General features: G+C 74.0%; 16 protein-coding genes, 1 rRNA gene and 1 pseudogene. 5 read left to right on the top strand and 13 right to left on the bottom strand.

From position 1 onward, the window contains the following. Window positions 1–56 precede the first annotated feature (56 nt). The gene (locus tag ACFYT9_RS30135; protein ID WP_376600119.1) at window positions 57–1,706 is read right to left on the bottom strand and encodes a CTP synthase; all 1,650 of its coding nucleotides are present in this window, start codon (window positions 1,704–1,706) and stop codon (window positions 57–59) included. 666 nt (window positions 1,707–2,372) lie between these two features. Here ACFYT9_RS30135 and ACFYT9_RS30130 point away from each other — a divergent pair. From ACFYT9_RS30130 to ACFYT9_RS30120, 3 genes are all read left to right on the top strand, one after another. Then, entirely contained in the window at window positions 2,373–4,175 is a 1,803-nt protein-coding gene (locus tag ACFYT9_RS30130; RefSeq protein WP_376600114.1) for a glycoside hydrolase family 15 protein, read from the top strand. A gap of 75 nt (window positions 4,176–4,250) precedes the next feature. Next, window positions 4,251–5,645, top strand: a complete 1,395-nt coding sequence (locus tag ACFYT9_RS30125; RefSeq protein WP_389168913.1) for an FAD-binding oxidoreductase — start codon at window positions 4,251–4,253, stop codon at window positions 5,643–5,645. Window positions 5,646–5,797: 152 nt separating this feature from the next. Further along, window positions 5,798–7,420, top strand: coding sequence for a PucR family transcriptional regulator (locus tag ACFYT9_RS30120; protein WP_387277113.1), 1,623 nt, complete (start codon window positions 5,798–5,800; stop codon window positions 7,418–7,420). A 1-nt stretch (window position 7,421) separates the two neighbouring features. Here the strand turns inward: ACFYT9_RS30120 and ACFYT9_RS30115 are convergent, their stop codons facing one another. The 5 genes from ACFYT9_RS30115 to ACFYT9_RS30095 form a co-directional block, all read right to left on the bottom strand. Beyond that, window positions 7,422–8,510 (bottom strand): glycosyltransferase family 4 protein, encoded by a 1,089-nt coding sequence (locus ACFYT9_RS30115; protein WP_376600109.1) that lies wholly within the window; start codon window positions 8,508–8,510, stop codon window positions 7,422–7,424. 197 nt (window positions 8,511–8,707) lie between these two features. After that, window positions 8,708–10,459, bottom strand: coding sequence for a DNA repair protein RecN (gene recN / locus ACFYT9_RS30110; RefSeq protein ID WP_389168911.1), 1,752 nt, complete (start codon window positions 10,457–10,459; stop codon window positions 8,708–8,710). A gap of 60 nt (window positions 10,460–10,519) precedes the next feature. Next, window positions 10,520–11,437, bottom strand: a complete 918-nt coding sequence (locus ACFYT9_RS30105; protein WP_376600105.1) for an NAD kinase — start codon at window positions 11,435–11,437, stop codon at window positions 10,520–10,522. After that, window positions 11,434–12,249: a TlyA family RNA methyltransferase gene (locus ACFYT9_RS30100; RefSeq protein WP_389168909.1), complete on the bottom strand. Its 816-nt coding sequence runs from the start codon at window positions 12,247–12,249 to the stop codon at window positions 11,434–11,436. The genes ACFYT9_RS30105 and ACFYT9_RS30100 overlap by 4 nt, the downstream gene beginning before the upstream one ends. Before the next feature lie 7 nt (window positions 12,250–12,256). Beyond that, window positions 12,257–12,544 (bottom strand): hypothetical protein, encoded by a 288-nt coding sequence (locus ACFYT9_RS30095; protein ID WP_387277120.1) that lies wholly within the window; start codon window positions 12,542–12,544, stop codon window positions 12,257–12,259. 42 nt (window positions 12,545–12,586) lie between these two features. On the opposite strand from ACFYT9_RS30095, the gene ACFYT9_RS30090 reads away from it, so the two are divergent. After that, window positions 12,587–12,934, top strand: a complete 348-nt coding sequence (locus tag ACFYT9_RS30090) for an SCP2 sterol-binding domain-containing protein (protein WP_376600100.1) — start codon at window positions 12,587–12,589, stop codon at window positions 12,932–12,934. On the opposite strand, the gene ACFYT9_RS30085 is transcribed toward ACFYT9_RS30090, so the two are convergent. The 4 genes from ACFYT9_RS30085 to ACFYT9_RS30070 form a co-directional block, all read right to left on the bottom strand. Continuing rightward, a complete protein-coding gene (locus ACFYT9_RS30085) occupies window positions 12,923–13,780 on the bottom strand; it encodes an ABC transporter ATP-binding protein (RefSeq protein ID WP_376600118.1) in 858 nt (285 codons plus the stop codon). The two genes, ACFYT9_RS30090 and ACFYT9_RS30085, sit on opposite strands and share 12 nt — an antisense overlap. 59 nt (window positions 13,781–13,839) lie before the next feature. Beyond that, on the bottom strand, window positions 13,840–14,874 hold the full coding sequence (locus ACFYT9_RS30080) for a FecCD family ABC transporter permease (RefSeq protein ID WP_387277122.1): 1,035 nt from the start codon (window positions 14,872–14,874) through the stop codon (window positions 13,840–13,842). Continuing rightward, window positions 14,871–15,926, bottom strand: coding sequence for a FecCD family ABC transporter permease (locus tag ACFYT9_RS30075; RefSeq protein WP_389168907.1), 1,056 nt, complete (start codon window positions 15,924–15,926; stop codon window positions 14,871–14,873). Before ACFYT9_RS30075 ends, ACFYT9_RS30080 begins: the two co-directional genes overlap by 4 nt. 83 nt (window positions 15,927–16,009) lie before the next feature. Beyond that, complete coding sequence (locus ACFYT9_RS30070; RefSeq protein WP_376604736.1) at window positions 16,010–17,074, bottom strand: HAD hydrolase-like protein; 1,065 nt, start codon at window positions 17,072–17,074, stop codon at window positions 16,010–16,012. Between the two features lie 75 nt (window positions 17,075–17,149). On the opposite strand from ACFYT9_RS30070, the gene ACFYT9_RS30065 reads away from it, so the two are divergent. Continuing rightward, window positions 17,150–18,442: a DUF1015 domain-containing protein gene (locus tag ACFYT9_RS30065; RefSeq protein WP_387277126.1), complete on the top strand. Its 1,293-nt coding sequence runs from the start codon at window positions 17,150–17,152 to the stop codon at window positions 18,440–18,442. A 61-nt stretch (window positions 18,443–18,503) separates the two neighbouring features. Here ACFYT9_RS30065 and ACFYT9_RS30060 read toward each other — a convergent pair whose 3' ends face one another. The 3 genes and pseudogenes from ACFYT9_RS30060 to rrf form a co-directional block, all read right to left on the bottom strand. Then, entirely contained in the window at window positions 18,504–19,301 is a 798-nt protein-coding gene (locus ACFYT9_RS30060; RefSeq protein ID WP_389169034.1) for a tetratricopeptide repeat protein, read from the bottom strand. Window positions 19,302–19,637: 336 nt separating this feature from the next. Beyond that, window positions 19,638–20,420: pseudogene (locus ACFYT9_RS30055) on the bottom strand (hypothetical protein); the annotation flags it as partial. 258 nt (window positions 20,421–20,678) lie between these two features. After that, window positions 20,679–20,769, bottom strand: a 5S ribosomal RNA gene (gene rrf / locus ACFYT9_RS30050); the annotation flags it as partial.

Raw genomic sequence — 20,769 nt, 5'->3', positions numbered from 1 at the left:
CCGGGGTACGGGTCCTCGTGCGAGAACCCGTACCCCGGCTACGTTAACGCTCCGTACTACTTGGCCGTCTTGCGCTCGACGGCCGCCTTGACCAGGCCCGCGAAGAGCGGGTGCGGGCGGGTCGGGCGGGACTTCAGCTCCGGGTGCGCCTGGGTGGCGACCAGGTAGGGGTGGATCTCCTTCGGGTACTCGACGAACTCGACGAGCTTGTTGTCCGGGGAGGTGCCGGAGAAGACCAGGCCGGCCTTCTTCTCCAGCTCGGCGCGGTACGCGTTGTTCACCTCGTAGCGGTGCCGGTGGCGCTCGTCGACGTACGGCTCGTCGGCGTAGGCCGCGCGGACGACCGAACCCTCGGCGAGCTTCGCCGGGTAGAGGCCCAGGCGCATCGTGCCGCCCAGGTCGCCGGCGCCCTCCACGTAGGCGAGCTGCTCCTCCATCGTGGAGACGACGGGGTGCGCGGTGGCCGGGTCGAACTCGGTGGAGTTCGCCTCGGGGATGCCCGCCAGGTTCCGGGCCGCCTCGATGACGATGCACTGGAGGCCGAGGCAGATGCCGAGCAGCGGCACCTTGTTCTCGCGGGCGTACTGGATGGCGCCGACCTTGCCGGACACACCGCGGTCGCCGAAGCCGCCGGGGATCAGGATCGCGTCGCAGTCGCCGAGCTGCTTCTCGGCGCCGGCCTGGGTCTTGCAGTCGTCGGAGGTAACCCACTTGACCTTGACCCGCGCCTTGTTGGCGAAGCCGCCGGCGCGCATGGCCTCGGTGACCGAGAGGTAGGCGTCGGGCAGGTCGATGTACTTGCCGACGAGCGCGACGGTGACCTCGTGGTCGGGGTTGTGGACACGGTCCAGGAGGTCCTCCCAGACGGTCCAGTCCACGTCGCGGAAGGGCAGGTCGAGCTTGCGCACCACGTAGGCGTCGAGGCCCTCGGAGTGCAGCACCTTCGGGATGTCGTAGATCGACTTGGCGTCGATGGCGGCGACCACGGCGGCCTCGTCGACGTCGCACATCAGCGAGATCTTGCGCTTGATGGCGGTCGGGACCTCGCGGTCGGCGCGCAGCACGATCGCGTCGGGCTGGATGCCGATGTTGCGCAGGGCGGCGACCGAGTGCTGGGTCGGCTTGGTCTTCAGCTCGCCGGAGGGGCCGATGTAGGGCAGCAACGAGATGTGCACGACGAAGACGTTGTCGCGGCCGACCTCGTGGCGGACCTGGCGGACGGTCTCCAGGAAGGGCAGCGACTCGATGTCGCCGACGGTGCCGCCGACCTCGGTGATGACCACGTCGACGTCGTCGGTCGCCATGCGGCGGATCCGCGACTTGATCTCGTTGGTGATGTGCGGGATGACCTGCACGGTGTCGCCGAGGTACTCGCCGCGCCGCTCCTTGGCGATGACCTGCGAGTAGACCTGGCCGGTGGTGACGTTGGCCGAGCCGTCGAGGTCGACGTCGAGGAAGCGCTCGTAGTGGCCGATGTCCAGGTCGGTCTCGGCGCCGTCGTTGGTGACGAACACCTCACCGTGCTGGAAGGGGTTCATCGTGCCCGGGTCGACGTTGAGGTACGGGTCGAGCTTCTGCATCGTGACCCGCAGGCCGCGGGCCTTGAGGAGCGCACCCAGGCTGGAGGCGGTCAGGCCCTTGCCGAGGGAGGAGGCGACACCCCCGGTGACGAAGATGTGCTTGGTCGTCGTGGTGTTGGGCGGCATCGCCAAGAGGGGGCTCCCGTGGTCGCGTTCTGGAGGTGCGAAGCGGCTGGTCCTCCGGGAGAATCGGGGGTGCCGTCGCTGCGGTTTCGGGGGTTTCGGCTGGCGCCGTTTCCCACCGGTCCACGGGGTACCAGGGTATCAGTGACATCGGGAGACCGCTTCCGGCCACACGGTCGGCACACCGGCGGACCGCGCGGAACAGCTCCCGGCGGGGCCGTCCGGGGGATCCGGCGGACCGCCCGGTTCCGCCCGGGGCGGGCCTGCGTACCGGACCGGAACCGCCCGGCGTACGGGACCACGAGCGCCTTCGGGACCCGACCGCCGTCAGGGCCCCGACCAGGGGCGGGGGCAGGGAGGAGGCCCAGGGGAAACGTTCGGGCAAACGTCCGGGGAACACCTTGTTCACCCGAGTGGAGCAGCGCGTTACCCTGGCGATCATCACGATCACTAGGGTGCGGACCATCCCGCCCGGCCACGTCCCGGGCGGCCGGCCGACGGCACCACCCCCGCCCGTGGAACCGGACCGGGAGCCGTGTCGCTTCCCTCTCGACCCGCTGTCGGAGCCGGCCATCCCGCACACTGGCACCGCGGGCACCTCTCGCAACTCGCAAGCATTGCTGCACGCGCCCCGAGGGGCGGACAGGCCGTACGACTGGAGTGAAGCACGTGGCCGGGCGTATCGAGGATTACGCACTCATCGGAGACATGCAGACCGCGGCGCTGGTCTGCCGGGACGGCAGTGTCGACTGGCTCTGCCTCCCCCGCTTCGACTCGCACGCGGTCTTCGCGGGTCTGCTCGGCACCGAGGAACACGGCTTCTGGAGAGTGGGCCCGGCGGGCCCCGCCGACGCCGAGCCCGCCCCCGCCGACCGCCGCCGCTACCGGGGCGACTCGCTGGTCCTGGAGTCCGAGTGGGACACCCCGCGCGGCACGGTCCGGGTGACCGACTTCATGCCGCCGCGTGACGGCGCTCCCCAGCTGATCCGGATCGTGGAGGGGATCAGCGGCCGGGTGCGGATGCGCTCCGCCCTGCGGATGCGGTTCAGCTACGGCCGGATCGTGCCCTGGGTCCACAAGGTCGGCGACCGCACGGTCGCGGTGGCCGGGCCCGACTCCGTCTGGTTCGACACCGAGGCGGAGACCCACGGCGAGGACCTCACCACGTACTCCGAGTTCACCGTCACCGCCGGCGAGCGGATCGCCTTCACCCTCTCCTGGCAGCCCTCGCACAAGGAGCCGCCCCCGCTGCCGGACCCGGAGGGCTCGCTCACGGCGACCACCGACTTCTGGCGCGACTGGGTGACGCACTGCACGTACCACGGCCCCTACCGCGAGGCCGTGGTCCGCTCGCTGATCACCCTGAAGGCGCTCACGTACGCGCCGACCGGCGGCATCGTCGCCGCGCCGACCACCTCGCTGCCGGAGGAGATCGGCGGCGTACGGAACTGGGACTACCGCTACACCTGGCTCCGGGACGCGGCCATCACCCTCTCCTCGATGCTGCGCACCGGCTACCGCGAGGAGGCCCGCGCCTGGCGGGACTGGCTGCTCAGGGCGGTCGCCGGCGACCCGGAGAACCTCCAGATCATGTACGGCATCGCCGGCGAGCGGGAGCTCGGCGAGGCGGAGCTGGACTGGCTGCCGGGGTACGAGAACTCCGGCCCGGTCCGGGTCGGCAACGGCGCCGCCAACCAGCTCCAGCTCGACGTGTACGGCGAGGTCACCGAGGCCCTGCACCTGGCCCACATGACGGGCCTGTCCCGCAACGACTACGCGGCCCTGCTCCAGATCAAGCTGATCAACTACCTGGAGAAGAACTGGAACCAGCCCGACGAGGGCATCTGGGAGGTCCGCGGCCCGCGCCGGCACTTCACCCACTCCAAGGTGATGGCCTGGGTGGCGGTGGACCGCACCATCAAGCTGATCGAGTCCGGCGACGCGGACGGCCCCCTCGAGCGCTGGCGCGAGCTGCGCGACGAGATCCACCGGGACGTCTGCGAGAAGGGCTACGACAAGGAGCGGAACACCTTCACCCAGTCGTACGGCTCCAAGGAGCTGGACGCCTCGCTGCTGCTGATCCCGCAGATGGGCTTCCTGCCGCCGGACGACAAGCGGGTGATCGGCACCATCGAGGCGATCCAGCGGGAGCTGTCCACCGAGGACGGCTTCGTGCTGCGCTACCCGACGGCCGGCGAGGAGGCGGGCGTCGACGGCCTGGAGGGCGACGAGGGCGCGTTCCTCGCCTGTTCCTTCTGGCTCGCCGACGACCTGGCGATGATCGGCCGGGTCGACGAGGCCCGCACCCTCTTCGAGAAGCTGCTCTCGCTCCGCAACGACCTGGGGCTGCTCGCCGAGGAGTGGGACCCTCGGCTCCAGCGGCAGGTGGGCAACTTCCCGCAGGCGTTCAGCCACGTGCCGCTGATCGACACCGCCCTGCGGCTGACCGCCAGCGGCGCCTACGGCGGCTGACCGGCCGAGCGGCAGGCCCCGGGGGCCGGACCTACCATGAGAGTGTCCCGGCCCCCGTACGAAAGGGGGCGCCCGATGGCTCCCCGGTTCCACGTTCCGGACACCGCCCTCGCCGGCCTCCGCGAGGACCTGGCGGGTGAGGTCCTCGTCCCCGGCGATCCGGGCTACGACGAGGCCAGGCGCATCCACAACGGCATGATCGACCGCCGCCCGGCGGTCATCGCCCGGTGCGCGACCCAGGCCGATGTGGCCAACGCGATCCTCTTCGGGCGGGAGACGGGGCTGACCGTCGCGGTGCGCGGCGGCGGCCACAGCGTCGCCGGCACCTCCGCCGTCGACGACGGCCTGGTGATCGACCTGCGCGCGATGCACGCCGTGGTCGCGGACCCCGAGCACATGACGGTACGGGTCGAGGGCGGCGCCCTGATGAGCCACCTCGACCGGGCCACCCAGCCCTTCCACCTGGCCACCACCGGAGGCAGGGTCTCCACGACCGGCGTCGCCGGCTTCACCCTGGGCGGCGGCTCCGGCTGGCTGGAGCGGAAGTTCGGGCTGGCCTGCGACAACCTGCTCGCCGCCGAGCTGGTCACGGCCGAGGGCAAGCACGTCGTCGCGAACGCCGAGGAGAACCCGGAGCTGTTCTGGGCGCTGCACGGCGGCGGCGGCAACTTCGGCGTGGCGACCTCGCTCACGCTCCGGCTGCACGAACTGCCCGCGATGAGCTTCGCGCTGATGCTGTTCCCGCCGCGCTCCGGGCCCGACGTGGTGGCTGCCTACCGGGCGATGATGGAGACCCTGCCGGACGAGGCGAGCGGCGGCGTGCTGTACTTCCCGGCCCCGCCCGAGCCCTTCGTGCCGCCGCATCTGGTCGGCGAGCTGGTGGTGTCCGCGCTGGTCACCTTCGCCGGGTCGGTGGCGGGCCTCCGGCACCTGGTGGCCCCGCTGTCCGCGCTGCGGCCGGTGGTGGAGCTCGTCCAGGAACTCCCCTACGCGGACCTCCAGTGCATGCTGGACGACCCGCCGGGGCTGCGGAACTACTGGTCGGCGGAGTACCTGGGGTCGCTCCCCGACGAGGCCGTGGACGTCTTCTGCGCCCGCGGTGAGCGGATCCCGGCCGGGACGGCCACCCAGCACGTGCTCTTCCCGCTGGGCGGCGCGGCGGCCCGGGGCCCCTCCGACTACCCGCTGCCGTGGCGCGGCGCCCCCTGGGTCGTCCACCCCTTCGCCACCTGGGAGGACCCGGCGCTCGACGGGGCCGCGATCCAGTGGGTGCACGACGTGCGGACCGACATGCGGCCGTGGACGACGGAGGCGGTGTACCTCAACTTCATCGGCGCGGAGGGCGAGCAGCGCGTCGTCGCCGGGTTCGGCGCCGACAACTACGCCCGGCTCGCCGCCGTGAAGGCCGCCTACGACCCGGACAACGTCTTCCGCCTCAACCACAACATCACCCCGGCCGCCGCGGCCTGAACCCCCTGAGGTGGGTGACGCAGGACACAACCGACAGCCGGTCGCGCAATTCCTGTCACGACACGACGAGTTGTCGCCCCCCTGTACGAAGTGTCCGGTCCCGTGACCATCGGGTGATACCCCGGGAACACCACGGGCGATACCGTCCGCCCATGGACACGCAGGGCGGCATCACCGTACAACGGGCACTCGAACTCCCGGGACTCCGCAGTGGTCTCCCGGAGGTCGTCGCCGGCGCCGACCGGCTCCAGCGGACCGTGCGGTGGGTGCACGCGGGCGAGGTGCCCAACATCGCGTCCCTGCTGAAGGGCGGCGAGCTGCTGCTGACCACCGGTCTCGGACTGGGCACCCGCCCGGCCGAGCAGCGGGCCTTCGTGCGGCGCCTCGCCGACCGGGGCATCGCGGCCCTGGTGGTCGAGCTCGGCCCGCGCTTCGCCCGCCTGCCGGCGACGATAGTGGAGACCGCCCGCTCCGCCGGGCTGCCACTGGTCCAGCTCCACCGCGAGGTGCCGTTCGTCGCGGTCACGGAGGAGATCCACACCGAGATCGTCAACGGCCACTACGCGCTCCAGCGGCAGGCCGAGGAGGTCCACCGGCAGTGCACGGAGGCGCTGCTCGGCGGCGGCGGGGTGCCACAGGTCCTCCGGATCCTCTCCGACTTCGCCGCGAACCCGGTCTTCCTGGAGACCGCCGACGGCCAGCTGCTGTACGCGGCGGGCACCGAGTCGGGACCGGCCGACCCGCTCCAGGTCTGGGACGGGCTCCGCGGCCAGCGCGCGGCCCGGGAGTCCGGCCCGCCGACCGGCACGGTCCTCGTCGACGTCCCCGGCGGAGGCCCCGGGACGGGCTCGGTGCGGGCCCGCCTGGTGCTGCTCGCGGTCTCCGGCGCCCTCTCCCCCGTCCACCGGATGGCCGCCGAGCGGGCCGCGGGCCTCCTCGCCGTCGTCCTGATGCAGGCCCGGCAGGAGGAGGAGCTGGCGGCCCGCGGCCGCGGCGACTTCCTCACCGACCTCGCGGAGGGCCGGATCACCGCGGAGGACGCTCCGGCGCAGGCCCGCGTCCTCGGCTTCCGGCCGGGCGACGGCCCGCTCCTGCCCGTCGTCATGCGGCTCGCCCCCGAACTCTCCCCCTCCGGCAGCTGGGCGCTGCTCGCCCGCGCCGTCCACGAGGAGCTCGCCTCCGTCGGCGTCCCCGCGCTCCTCGGCGTCCGCCCCTTCGAGGGTCGGGTCCCGCTCCTGCTGGGCCTGCGCTCGGAGTCGGAGCGGAACGCGGTGGCCGACCGGGTCGCGGCGGCGCTGCGGGCCGGAGTGGAAAGGGCCGGCCTCGAAGGCGCCGGGACGCACCCTCCGGTCGTGGTGGTCGGCATGGCCGGCGGCTGGGCGGCGGCGTCCGCGGGGCTGCGGCACGCGGCCGAGACGGCCACGGCGGCGCAGGGCCTCACCGACCGCCCCTGGTACGACGCCCGGCGCCTCGACATCGACCTGCTGCTGTGGCGGCTGCGCGACCACCCCGACCTGGCGGCCTTCGTCGACCGGGCGATCGGCCCGCTCCGCGACCACGACCGCGCCTCCCGCCCGCCGCTGCTCCCCACCCTGGAGACGTATCTGGCGCACGCGGGCCGCAAGGCGGAGACGGCCCGCGAGCTCCACCTCAACCGCCAGACCCTCTACAACCGCCTGGCCCGCATCTCCGAACTCCTCGGCACGGACCTGGACGACCCCCAGACGGTCCTGGCGCTCTCCCTGGCCCTCCGGGCCCGCCGGCACACCTCGTGAGTCAGCGGGCGGACAGCTCGTCGTAGACGCTCAGGACGTGGGCGACGGTGTCGTCCTCCGTCGGCCACGTCCCGGCCTGGACGCGCCCCGCCGCCGCCAGGTCCATCCGCCGCTCCGCGTCCTCCAGGAGCCCCCGGACGGCCGCCGCGAGGGCGCCCGCGTCGCCGTACGGCACCAGCTCGGCCGCGTCGCCGACGAGTTCCGGCACTCCGCCGACCGCGGTGGCGACGAGCGGGACGCCGAGCCGGAGCGCCTCCTGCGCCAGCAGGGACCTGGCCTCCCGGCGGGACGGCAGTACGGCGATGTCCGCGGCGGCCAGCAGCTCGGCGACGTCGTCGCGGCGTCCGACGATCCGGACGGCGAGCCCCTCGGCGGCGATCCGCCGCTGGAGCGCGGCCCTCTCGCGCCCCTCCCCGGCGATCACGAGCAGCGGCTGCGGGTCGAGCTCCCGCCACTCCCGGGCGGCGTCGAGCAGCGTCCCGTACCCCCGTCCCGCTTCGAGCGCGCCGACGGCCATGAGCAGCGGCCGGTCGACGGCGCCGAGCTCGGCCCGGGCCTTGCCGTCGTGGAGGCAGACGGGCCACCGCGCGGCGGGCACGGTGACGGGGGCGAGCCGCGCGTCCCTGGCCCCGCGCCGCCGGGCCCGGTCGACGAGTTCGGACGAGGTGCCCAGGACGACGGCGGAAGCGCGCGCGGTGCGGCGCTCCAGGAGCCGTACGAGTCCGCCCATGGCCCCGTCGGTGTGCGGCCGGCCGTGCCAGGTGGTGACGAGCGGGGTGCGGGCGAGCCCGACGCCCCCGGAGACGGCGAGCGCGGCGCGCACGGAGGCGTGCAGCCCGTGCGCGTGGACGACGTCGGCGCCGATGCAGGCGTTGCGGAGCACGCCCACGGTCGCCGGGTCGTTGCGGCGGGGCAGCGGCACGACGTGCGCGCCGACGCCGGAGTAGTCGTAGAGACGGTCGAGTTCGGCCGGAGCGCACACGGTCACCCGAACACCCCTCGCCACCAGCCCCGAGGCGAGTGATCGGACGTGAGCGCTGCTGCCCGCGCTGCCGCCGCCCAGCACCTGGACCGTACGGAGCTGTGTCACGCGCCCAAGGATGCCAGCCCCGGCCCCCACCCGTACGCACGTTCCGCCACCGACACCGCTTCGTGCCCGAAACCTCCGGGCCTCCGCCGCGCCGACCCACCGCCGACTTCACCCGTCCGAGCGAGCGCGCACCCCCGCTCCGCGCGCCCCCCGGATGGTGTCGGGCGACGGCGCCCCCGCCGGGCGGGGGCGCCGGATCAGGCGTCCGCCCTGGCCGTGGCCAGGAGTTCTTCCGCGTGGGCGCGGGCCGTTTCGGAGTCCTCCTGGCCGGCGAGCATGCGGGAGAGTTCGCGGACCCGCTCCTCGCCCTCCAGGACGGTGACGCCCGAGCGGGTGACGGAGCCGTCGTTGGTCTTCTCGACGAGCAGCTGACGGTCGGCGAAGGCGGCCACCTGCGGCAGGTGGGTGACGACGACGACCTGCGCGGTGCGGGCGAGCTTGGCGAGGCGGCGGCCGATCTCCACGGCCGCCTTGCCGCCGACCCCCGCGTCGACCTCGTCGAAGAGGTACGTCGGCACCGGGTCGACCCCGGCGAAGACGACCTCGACGGCGAGCATCACGCGGGACAGCTCACCACCGGACGCGCCCTTGGCGATGGGCCGCGGCGGGGCCCCGGGATGCGGGGCGAGCAGCAGCTCGACCTCGTCGGCGCCGGCCGGCCCGTACGCGACCCGCCGCCCGCCGACCTCGACGCCCGACGCCTCGTCGGCGGCCTCGGTCTGCCGGATGTCGAAGGACACCCGCGCGTGCGGCATGGCGAGCGAGGCCAGCTCGGCGGTGACGGCCCCGGCGAACCGGGCCGCCGCCTCCACCCGCGCGTCGGTGAGCCGCTGCGCGAGGACGGACAGCTCGTCGCGGAGCCGGTCCCGCTCGGCGGTCAGCTCCCCCACCCGGTCGTCGTCGCCGTCCAGCTCCCCGAGCCGCTCGGCGCTCTCCTCCGCCCAGGCCAGGACGGCCCCGACGGACTCGCCGTACTTGCGGGTCAGCTGGGTGAGCGCGGCCCGCCGCTCCTCGACCGCGGCGAGCCGCAGCGGGTCGGCGTCCAGGTCGTCGGCGTACCCCGCCAGTTCCTGCGCCACGTCGGCGAGGAGGATGGAGATCTCCCCCATCCGGTCGGCGAGCGCGGCCAGCGCCGGATCGTGCGACCGCACGCCCTCCAGGGCCCTTCCCGCCCCGGCGACCAGGGTGGTCGCGTCGACGGACTCGGGGTCCTCCGGGTTTCCGGCGAGCGCGGCGTGCGCGAGCGCGGCGGCCGAGGCGAGCGCCTCGGCGTGCCCGAGCCGCTCCGCCTCCGCGGCCAGTTCGGTGTCCTCCCCGGCCCGCGGCGCGACCGCCTCGATCTCGGAGAGCCCGAACCGCAGCAGATCGGCCTCCTGGGCTCGCTCACGTGCCCGGGTGGTGATCTCGTCCAGCTCGGCGGTGACGGCCCGCAGCCGCCGGTACACCTCGCCGTAGGCGGCGAGCGGTCCGGACACCGCCTCGCCCGCGTACCGGTCGAGCGCGCCGCGCTGCCGGGCGGGCTTCAGCAGGCCCTGCTGATCGGTCTGGCCGTGCACGGCGACGAGTTCGTCGGCGAGCTCGGCGAGCAGCCCGACGGGCACCGAGCGCCCGCCGAGGTGCGCCCGCGAGCGGCCCTCGGCGGAGACCGTACGGGTCACCAGCAGGGCGCCCTCGTCGAGCTCCGCCCCGGCCTCCCGGGCCCGCAGCGCGGCGGGCGCGCCGGGCGGCAGGCTGATCCGCCCCTCGACGACCGCCGAGCCCGCCCCGATCCGCACCAGGGCCGGGTCGGCCCGTCCGCCGAGCAGCAGCCCCAGGCTCGTGACGACCATGGTCTTGCCCGCGCCGGTCTCACCCGTCACCGCGGTGAAGCCGGGCGACAGCTCGACCACCGCGTCGTCGATGACCCCGAGCGACCGTATCCGCATCTCCTCCAGCACGCCCCAGACCATACGAGGTTTCCGTGCCGTGACGCGACATCGCCCCCGACACATCGCCCCCGATCCGGGCGGTCAGTGGGGTGCGCCCCGCCACCCCGACACCGGCAGCGCGAACTTGGCGACGAGCCGGTCGGTGAAGGACGCGTGGTGGAGCCGGGCGAGCCGCACCGGGACGGCGCCGCGCCGCACCTCGACACGCGCGCCCGCGGGCAGCTCGACGGTCCGCCGCCCGTCGCACCACAGCACCCCGTGCGGGGTGTGCGGCTCGACCTCGACGGCGAGCACCGAGTCGGGGGTGGTGACCAGCGGCTTGGCGAAGAGCGCGTGCGCCCCGATCGGCACCATGAGCAGTGCCTCCACCTCGGGCCAGACGACCGGGCCGCCGGCCGAGAAGGCGTACGCGGTCGAGCCGGTCGGCGTCGCGCAGATCACCCCGTCGCAGCCGAAGCCGGTGACGGGCCGCCCGTCGATGGCGAGGACGACCTCCAGCATCCGCTCCGGGGACACCTTCTGCACGGCCGCCTCGTTGAGCGCCCAGTCGCGGTGCAGGGCGTCGCCGTTCTGGTAGACGGCGACGTCCAGGGTCATCCGCTCCTCGACCTCGTACGCCTTGGTGACGACCCGGTCGACGACCTTGTCGAGGTCGTCGCGCTCGGCCTCGGCGAGGAAGCCGACCCGCCCCAGGTTGACGCCGAGCATCGGCACGCCGGAGGCGCGGGAGAACTCGGCGCCGCGCAACAGCGTCCCGTCACCGCCGAGGACGATGATCAGCTCGCAGCCGTCGAGCGCCTCGGGGCAGTTGTCGGGGATCTTCTCCACGGAGGGCGGCAGCGGCAGGTCCGCCGCCTCGGCCTCCAGGACGCGGACGCCGATGCCGCTGCGCAGCAGCCCCAGGACGACGAGTTCGGCGCTGCGCACGGCGGCCGGCCGCCCGGTGTGCGCGAGCAGGAAGACGGTGCGTGGTGCCTGTGGTGCCGCTGTCGCTGTCAACGAGGTCCCTCCGCCACGGCGCGGTCGACGTCCGCCGGATCGAGTGCGGGCGCGCCGGCCCGCAGCCACAGAAAGTACTCGACGTTCCCGGACGGCCCGGGCAGCGGGCTGGCGGTGACGCCCGCCACCCCGAGTCCCAGCTCCGCCGCCTGCCGGGCCACGTTCTTCACGGCGTCGGCGCGCAGCTCGGTGCTGCGTACGACTCCGCCGGAGCCGAGCCGGTCCTTGCCCACCTCGAACTGCGGCTTGACCATCAGGACGAGGTCCGCGTCCGGCGCTGTGCAGGCCACCAGGGCGGGCAGCACGAGCCCGAGCGGGATGAAGGAGAGGTCGCCGACGACGAGGTCGGCGGGGACGCCGTCGACCGCGTCGAGGGTCAGTTCGCGCACGTTGGTGCGGTCCTTGACGGTGACCCGCTCGTCGCTCTGGAGCGACCAGGCGAGCTGTCCGTAGCCCACGTCGACGGCGACGACGTGCCCGGCGCCCGCGCGCAGCAGCACGTCGGTGAAGCCGCCGGTGGAAGCCCCGGCGTCGAGCGCCCGCCGGCCCTCCACCTTCAGCCCGAGGGGGACGAAGGCGTCGAGGGCGCCGGCGAGCTTGTGGCCGCCGCGCGAGACGTAGTCGGGGTCGGAGTCGTCCTGGACGACGACGATCGCCGCGGCGGTCTCGACCTGGGTGGCGGGCTTGGTGGCGACCGTCTTGCCGACGGTCACCCGGCCCGCGGCGATCAGCTGGCTGGCGTGCTCGCGCGAGCGGGCGAGTTTGCGCCGGACCAGCTCGGCGTCGAGGCGGCGGCGTGCCACTCCTGCCACGGTGGGTTCAGCTCCTGGGGTCGTGCGGACGGGACGCGGGGGCGGGATGCGCGTCGAGCGAGCTCAGCTCGGCGCGCAGGCCCCGGTGTACATCCTCGTACACCGCGAGGTGTCCGTCCGCCGGGAGGTGGTCGGCCTCGCCGAGACGCTCGACGAGCGCGTCGACGGCGGGCACCCCGGTGGGGTCCCGGGGGAGCCCCAGCGGGGCGGCCGCGGCGGGCTCGTCCGCCTCCGCGGGTACCCCGCCGTCCACCGGGGCCGGGCCGGCTCCCGCCTCCGTCATCGCTTCGTTCATGCCACGACGCTATCGCGAAGCCCTGGGGTACCGTCGACGGCGATGGCGACGATCACTGAGTGCCGTGACGCACTCGACAAGCTGGCGGACAACCTCGCGGGTGCGGACGGCTCGGTCCGGGGCGCGGCCGCGCTCGACCGCACCCTGAGCTGCCACCTCACCGACCTCGACACGACCTTCACCGGCCGGCTCACCGGCGGCCGGATGGTCGTGGAGTCGACGGTGGCCGGCCCGCCGCCGGGGAAGGCCCAGATCCGGCTGGCGATGACCGGCGACGATCTGGTCGCGATGGTGGGCGGCGGGCTGAACTTCGCGAAGGCGTGGGCCTCCGGCCGGGTCAGGCTGGAGGCCGGCTTCCGCGATCTGCTGCGGCTTCGCTCACTTCTGTAGCGCCGGCCTCGGGGCGGTCTCCGGCCCGGGGGCCCTGCGCCGGGCCCGCGCCTGCCGCCCGGCGGGGACGACGAGCGGGGTGCCCGTCTCCGGGTCGTCGATGACCTGGCAGCGCAGCCCGAAGACCCGCTCGACCAGTTCGGCGGTGACCACCTCGGACGGCGGGCCCTCCGCGACGACCTCGCCGCCGCGCACCGCGATCAGGTGGGTGGCGTACCGGGCCGCGTGGTTGAGGTCGTGCAGGACGGCCACGAGCGTCCGCCCCCGCTCCTCGTGGAGCTCGGCGCAGAGGTCGAGGACATCGATCTGGTGCTGGATGTCGAGGTACGTGGTCGGCTCGTCGAGCAGCAGCAGCGGCGTCTGCTGGGCGAGGGCCATGGCGATCCACACGCGCTGGCGCTGGCCGCCGGAGAGCTCGTCGACGAACCGGTCGGCCAGCTCGGCGACGCCGGTGGACTCCATGGACTCCTGGACGACCCGCTCGTCCTCGGGCGACCACTGGCGCAGCAGCCCCTGGTGCGGGTAGCGGCCGCGGGCGACGAGGTCGGCGACGGTGATGCCGTCGGGCGCGATGGACGACTGCGGCAGCAGGCCGAGGGTCCGGGCGACCTTCTTCGCCGGCAGCGAGTGGATCGACTGCCCGTCGAGCAGCACCCGGCCCTGGGCCGGCTTGAGCATCCGGGACAGGGCGCGCAGCAGGGTGGACTTGCCGCAGGCGTTGGGCCCGACGATGACGGTGAAGGAGTTGTCGGGGATCTCGACGGACAGATCGCGGGCGATGACCCGCTGCTCGTACGCGAGGGTGACCGACTCGGCCCCGAGGCGCTGCCGCTGCCGTTCGCTCATGGGGGTGCTCCTGTCGTCCTGGTCCGTGGTGCGGTCGTTCGGGGTGTTCTTGTCCGTGGTCACAGCCGGCCCGCCTTGCGTTCGCTGACGAGCAGCCACAGCAGGTAGCAGCCGCCGAGGATGCCGGTGATGACGCCCACGGGCAGCGTGCGGTCGCCGAAGGCGTTGCCGGCGATCCAGTCGGCGCCGAGCAGCAGCGCGGAGCCCATGACGGCGGAGACCGCGAGGTTGGGGCCCGGCGCGCGGGTGAGCCCGCGCGCCAGCTGCGGGGCGCTGAGGGACACGAAGACGATCGGCCCGGCCGCCGAGGTGGCGACGGCGACGAGCAGCACCGCGGAGGCCATGAGGACGATCCGGGTCCGCTCGACCTTCACGCCGAGCGCGTACGCGGCGTCGTCGCCCATCTCCAGCATCCGCAGCGCCCGGCCGTGGCCGAGGATCAGCGGCACCAGCACGCAGCAGACGGCGAGCAGCGGCCAGAACTGGGTCCAGTCGCGCCCTTCGAGGGAGCCGGTCATCCACACGGTGGCGCGGGTGGCGTCCACCAGGTCGGCCTTGGTGATGAGGTAGTGGATGACGGAGGTCAGCATGGCGGCGGCGCCGATGCCGACGAGCACGAGCCGGTAGCCGTGCACCCCGCGCTTCCAGGCGAGCAGGTAGATCGCGGCGCCGGTGACGACACCGCCGACGACGGCGCCGAGCGCGGTGGTGACGGCGCTGCCCTGGAAGAGGACGATGACGACGAGCGCGCCGACGGTGGCGCCCTGGCCGAAGCCGATGACGTCGGGACTGCCGAGCGGGTTGCGGGAGACCGACTGGAAGACGGCCCCGCCGAGGGCGAGCGCGGCGCCGACGAGGATCGCGACCAGGACGCGCGGGAGCCGCAGCTCCATCACGGCGAACTCCTGGATGACCGTGCCCCTGCCGAGGAGGGTGTCGAGCACTTCGCCCGGCGTCATCGGGAAGTCGCCGGTGCCGACGAGGACGACGCCGAGCCCGAGGGTGAGCAGGATCAGCCCGGCGCCGCAGAGCGCGGCCCGCGGCGCGTACCGTACGGAGACTCCGCCGCCGGTCCGCAGGGTCTTCGTGGTCACAGCTGGGCCATCCTCTTGCGGCGTACGAGTCGGATGAAGACGGGCCCGCCGACGAGCGCCGTCACGATGCCGACCTGGAGTTCGGCGGGCCGGACGACGACCCGGCCGAGGACGTCGGAGCCGAGCAGCAGCACGGGCGCGAGGACCGCCGCGTACGGCAGGATCCAGCGCATGTCGGGCCCGGTGATCGCGCGGACCATGTACGGCACCATCAGGCCGAGGAAGACGATCGGTCCGCAGGCGGCCGTCGCGGCCCCGCACAGCAGGGTGACGGCGAGCATGGCGACGACCCGGGTCCGGTTGATGCCGACGCCGAGGGCGCGCGCGGAGTCGTCGCCCATCTCCATGGCGTTGAGCGGCCGGGCGATGCTCAGCGCCAGCACGGCGCCGACGAGGATGAACGGCGCGACCCGCCCGACGGTGTCCATGTCGGCCGAGGCCAGCGAGCCGACCGTCCAGAAGCGCAGCCGGTCCAGGGCGGCCGAGTTGAGCAGCTGGACGGCGTTGACGAAGCCGTACAGGGCGGCGGTGGCGGCCGTGCCGGCGAGCGCGAGCCGCACCGGGGTGGCACTGCGGCTGCCGCCGAGCACGTACACGAGGACGGAGACGACGGCGGCGCCGACGAAGGCGAACCACACGTAGTCCCGGACGTCGGTGACGCCGAGGAAGGCGATGGCCGAGACCACGGCGGCGGACGCGCCCGCGTTGACGCCGAGCAGTCCGGGCTCCGCCAGCGGGTTGCGGGTCAGCCCCTGCATCACCGCACCGGCCAGACCGAGCGCCAGGCCGACCAGCAGCCCCAGCAGGGTGCGCGGCACCCGCACGTCGTGGATCACGACGTCGTTGCCGACGCCGCTGTTGTGGAACAGCCCGTGCCACACGTCACCGATCGGCACCGGCTTGGCACCGATCATGATGCTGAGGACACAGACAAGCAGCAGGACACCGACGGCCGCCAGCAGTCCGACGGCGCGCACGGAGTTCCGGCGCCTCGGGGACTGCTCTGCCTTCGCCGGCTCCGCGCTCGCACGGGAGGGACTCTCGACCAACACCCGGTTAGGTTAGCCTACCCAATATTCACTCGGCGGGGTCGGTGGACCTCCCTCCGGGAGACCACCGGCACCCCGCGGAGGACCTACAGCCCGAGCCGGGCCAGCGCCTTCCCCGCGTCCAGCCCGCACGCCCCGGAGCCGGCCGAGGTCCACGCCGCTCCGCACAGCGCCCGCAGCCCGTCGAGCGCGTCGGACCCGTCCGCGCCCTCCAGCACGAGCGCGTCCCCGCTCACCGAGGCCCGCCACCCGCCGCACCGGAACCCGCCGTCGCCGTCGGCCTCCACCTCCGGCTGCCCGACGAGCAGCCCCCGCAGGTCGGCCGCCACATACGTCGGCCGGTGCTCCGGCACCGCCGCGAGCAGCGTCGCCGCGTCGGTGACCCCCGTCAGCACCAGCAGCGAGTCGACCCCTCCGGCGAACGCGCCCTCGATGTCGGTGTCCAGCCGGTCGCCGACGACCAGCGGCCGCCGCGCCCCGGTCCGCAGCACCGTCTCCCGGTGCATCGGCGGCCGCGGCTTCCCGGCGACCTTCGGCTCGACCCGCCCGCCGGTCGCGATCCTCACGACCTCGACGGCGGCCCCGTTCCCGGGCGCGATGCCGCGCGCGCCCGGGATCGTGAGGTCGGTGTTGGACGCGTACCAGGGCACGCCCCGCCCGATCGCGTACGCCGCCTCCGCGAACCGGCCCCAGCCCAGCTCCGGGCCGCCGTACCCCTGCACGACGGCCACCGGCTCGTCGTCCGCCGACTCGACGGGCACGAGTCCCCGCTCGCGCAGCGCCACCCGCAGCCCCTCGCCGCCGACGACGAGCACCCGGGAGCCCGCGGGCACGTCCTCGGCGATGAGCCGCGCCACCGCCTGCGCCGAGGTGACGACGTCCTCGGCGGCGGCCGGCACACCCAGCTCGGTGAGGTGCCCGGCCACCGTGTCCGGGGTCCGCAGCGCGTTGTTCGTGACGTACGCCAGCCGCATCCCCCCGTCCCGCGCCGCGACGAGCGCGTCCACGGCGTACGGGATGGCCGCCCCGCCCGCGAAGTACACGACCCCGTCGAGGTCGAGCAGTGCCGTGTCGTACGCCGTGCTCAGCGCGACCGCGCTGCCGCCGGGCCGGCTCCGTTCCGTCCGCCGCTCCTGGCCGTCTCGCGCCATGACCACCCGCTCCTCACTCACCGCCGCTACTCCCCCGATCATCGCTCATCGTCCCCGCGCGCCTACCATGACGAGATGAACTCCTCAGGTCACGCGGCCATCGACGTCCGCGACGACACCGCGGGGCTGCGTCTGCATCCGTTCCGCGGCATCCGGTACGTCCCCGAGCGGGTCGGCAGCCTCGCGGCCGTCACGTCCCCGCCCTACGACGTCGTCGTACGACCTGACGGACTGCTCCACCTGGAGTCCGCCGACCCGCACAACATCGTCCGGCTGATCCTCCCGCAGGCCGTCACGGCGGGCACCCGCCACCGCAAGGCGGCGGTGACGCTGGACCGCTGGCTGGCCGACGGCGTCCTCGCGCCCGACCCGAGCCCGGCGCTGTACGTGTACGAGCAGCGGGGCGACGGCATCCTCCAGCGCGGCATCATCGGCGCCCTCGAACTGACCACGCCCGACGAGGGCGTCGTCCTCCCGCACGAGGACGTGATGCCGCACGTCGTCGAGGACCGCGCCGCCCTGATGCGCACCACGGCCGCGAACCTGGAGCCGCTGCTCCTCACCTATCCGGGCACCGGCGACGGGGCGGACGCGGTCGTGGAGCGGGCGATCCTGCGCGAGCCGCTCCTCGCGACGACGACGGAGGACGGCTTCCACCACCGCCTGTGGGCGGTCACGGACCCGGCCGAGCTGGCGGCGGTCACGGCCGAACTCGCCCGCCACCAGGCGCTGATCGCCGACGGGCACCACCGCTGGGCGACGTATCTGCGGCTCCGTGACGAGCATGCGGCGCCCGGCCCGTGGAGCCGGGGTCTGGTGCTGCTCATCGACACCGTCCGCTATCCGCTGCGGGTCCGCGCGATCCACCGCCTCCTGAGCCGGCTGCCGGTGGCGGACGCGCTGGAGGCGGTCGGGGACGCCTTCCGGGTCCGGCGTGTCGAACGCCCGCTGCCCGAGGCCCTGGAGGCGCTGGCCGGGGCCGCCGAGGAGGGGAACGCCTTCCTGCTGGCCGGCGACGGCGCCTTCCACCTGCTGGACCGCCCGGACCCGGCCCTGCTGGACCGCACCATCCGCGCCGACCGCCCGGAGGCGTGGCGCACCCTGGACGCGACCGTCCTCCACGCCACGCTCCTGGAGCACGTCTGGCGCGTGCCGGACGCCCCCGAGGACATCGCCTACATCCATGACACGGCGGCGGCCGTCGCCCAGGCCGAGCGCCGGGGCGGCACGGCGGTCCTGATGCATCCGGTACGCGAGGAGGTCGTCCGGGACCTGGCCCGACAGGGTGTCACGATGCCCCGCAAGTCGACGTCGTTCGGTCCCAAGCCGGCGACGGGCCTGGTCCTGCGCAGTCTCGAGCTCGACTGACGGGGAGATACGACGAAGGGCGGCACCCACCGGGTGCCGCCCTTCCTCATGTCACGGAGCCTCAGCGCCGGTCGTCGTCCTCGTCGGCGTCGCCGTCGTCCTCGACGTCGTCCGCCTCGTCACCGTCGGCCTCGACCTCGGCTTCGGCCTCGTGCGTGTCCTCGGCCTCGTCCTCGTCCTCGTCGAAGGCGTCGACGAACTCGACCCCGTCCAGCTCGGCGAGCCGGTCGGAGGCGTCCGTGGCGCCGTCCTTGTCGGCTTCCAGGGCCTTGGCGAACCACTCCCGGGCCTCCTGCTCGCGCCCGGCGGCGAGCAGGGCGTCGGCGTAGGCGTAGCGCAGCCGCGCGGTCCACGGGTGGTGGGCGCTGGACGCGAGCTCGGGGCTCTGCAGGGTCACGATGGCGGCCTCCAGCTGCCCCATGTCCCGGCGGGCGCCGGCGGCGACGAGCCGCATCTCGACCTGCCCGGCCTTGTCGAGCTTCTGCACCTCGGGCTCGCCGGCCATGGCGAGGGCCCGCTCGGGCCGGCCGAGACCGCGCTCGCAGTCGGCCATGACGGGCCACAGGTCCACGCCACCGCTCATCCGGCGGGCGGCCCGGAACTCGGCCAGTGCCTCGGAGTACTTCTGGTTGGCGTACGCGGCGAAGCCGGCGGCCTCGCGGACGGCGGCGACGCGGGAGGCGAGCCGGAGCGCGACGCGGGAGTAGCCGTACGCCTTCTCCGGGTCCTCGTCGATGAACTGCGCGACCATGACGAGGTTGCGGGCGACGTCGTCGGCGAGCCCCTTGGGCAGGCTCATCAGTTCCTGGCGCACATCGGGGTCGATCTCCTCACCGGTGACCTCCGGCGGGATCGGCAGACGCTTGATCGGCGCGCGGTCGCTCCGCTCGCCCCGGTCGTCCCGGCGTCCGTAGCCACCCCGGTCGTCGCGCCCGCGGTACCCGCCACGGTCGTCGCGGCCGCGGTCGTCCCGGCCGCGGTAGCCACCGCCGCGGCTGTCGTCGCGGCGGAAGCCGCCGCCGCCCCGGTTGTCGTCACGGCGGAACGACGAGGGACGCTCGTCGCGCCGGTCGTCACGGCGGAACCCGCCGCCACGGTTGTCGTCGCGACGGTCGTCGCGGGGGTAGGAGGGGCGGTCGTCGCGACGGAAGGACGAGGGACGCTCATCGCGCCGGTCGTCCCGACGGAAGCCACCGCCGCCGCGCTGGTCGCCACCACGGTCGTCACGACGGAAACCGCCGCCGCCACCACGGTTGTCGTCCCGCCGGTCATCGCGACGGAAGCCGCCACCGCGCTGGTCCCCACCACGGTCATCGCGACGGAAACCACTGCCGCCACCACGGTTGTCGTCACGCCGGTCGTCCCGACGGTCGTCGCGGGGGAAGGAGGGGCGGTCGTCGCGACGGTAACCGCCACCGCGCTGGTCCCCGCCACGGTCGTCACGGCGGAACCCGTCGCGACGGTCGTCGCGCGGGAAGGAGGGGCGGTCGTCGCGACGGAAGGACGAGGGACGCTCATCACGCCGGTCGTCCCGACGGAAGCCACCGCCGCCGCGCTGGTCCCCACCACGGTCGTCACGACGGAAACCGCCGCCGCCACCACGGTTGTCATCCCGCCGGTCATCGCGACGGAAGCCGCCACCGCGCTGGTCCCCACCACGGTCATCGCGACGGAAGCCACCGCCGCCACCACGGTTGTCGTCACGCCGGTCGTCCCGACGGTCGTCGCGGGGGAAGGAGGGGCGGTCGTCGCGACGGTAACCGCCACCACGCTGGTCCCCACCACGGTCATCGCGACGGAAGCCACCGCCGCCACCACGGTTGTCATCACGCCGGTCATCCCGACGGAAACCGCCACCACGCTGGTCGCCACCACGGTCGTCACGACGGAAGCCACCGCCACCGCCACCGCGCTGGTCGCCACCACGGTCATCCCGGCGGTAACCGCCGCCGCCACCGCCGCGGTTGTCGTCGCGACGGAAGCCGCCACCACGGTTGTCGTCGCGACGCGGCCCACGGAAGCCGCCCCGGTCGCCACCGGCACCGTCCCGGCGACGCGGCTCGCGCTCCGGACGGTCGTCGGGAGAGTTGGTGGACATCGGTGTGACTCCTGTCTTCGGGTACTGCAGTCATTCTCGCGCAGCCGGCACCCGGCCGCGCTTCGGAAAAAGTCGAGCAAAAAACAAAAGGACCCCTGGTCCCAGCGTGAACGCTGGGACCAGGGGTCCTGAAGAATTGTTCGGCGGCGTCCTACTCTCCCACAGGGTCCCCCCTGCAGTACCATCGGCGCTGAAAGGCTTAGCTTCCGGGTTCGGAATGTAACCGGGC

This window comes from Streptomyces sp. NPDC004435 (assembly GCF_042873895.1).
Classification (GTDB): domain Bacteria; phylum Actinomycetota; class Actinomycetes; order Streptomycetales; family Streptomycetaceae; genus Streptomyces.
The sequence above is the reverse complement of the archived record's forward strand: the minus strand, read 5'-3'. Positions and strand labels throughout refer to the sequence as shown.

Coding starts and splice junctions, on each gene's coding strand:
- ACFYT9_RS30135 (WP_376600119.1), bottom strand. CDS start 1,706: ATGCCGCCCAACACCACGACGACCAAGCACATCTTCGTCACCGGGGGT.
- ACFYT9_RS30125 (WP_389168913.1), top strand. CDS start 4,251: ATGGCTCCCCGGTTCCACGTTCCGGACACCGCCCTCGCCGGCCTCCGC.
- ACFYT9_RS30120 (WP_387277113.1), top strand. CDS start 5,798: ATGGACACGCAGGGCGGCATCACCGTACAACGGGCACTCGAACTCCCG.
- recN (WP_389168911.1), bottom strand. CDS start 10,459: ATGGTCTGGGGCGTGCTGGAGGAGATGCGGATACGGTCGCTCGGGGTC.
- ACFYT9_RS30095 (WP_387277120.1), bottom strand. CDS start 12,544: ATGAACGAAGCGATGACGGAGGCGGGAGCCGGCCCGGCCCCGGTGGAC.
- ACFYT9_RS30090 (WP_376600100.1), top strand. CDS start 12,587: ATGGCGACGATCACTGAGTGCCGTGACGCACTCGACAAGCTGGCGGAC.
- ACFYT9_RS30085 (WP_376600118.1), bottom strand. CDS start 13,780: ATGAGCGAACGGCAGCGGCAGCGCCTCGGGGCCGAGTCGGTCACCCTC.
- ACFYT9_RS30070 (WP_376604736.1), bottom strand. CDS start 17,074: ATGGCGCGAGACGGCCAGGAGCGGCGGACGGAACGGAGCCGGCCCGGC.
- ACFYT9_RS30065 (WP_387277126.1), top strand. CDS start 17,150: ATGAACTCCTCAGGTCACGCGGCCATCGACGTCCGCGACGACACCGCG.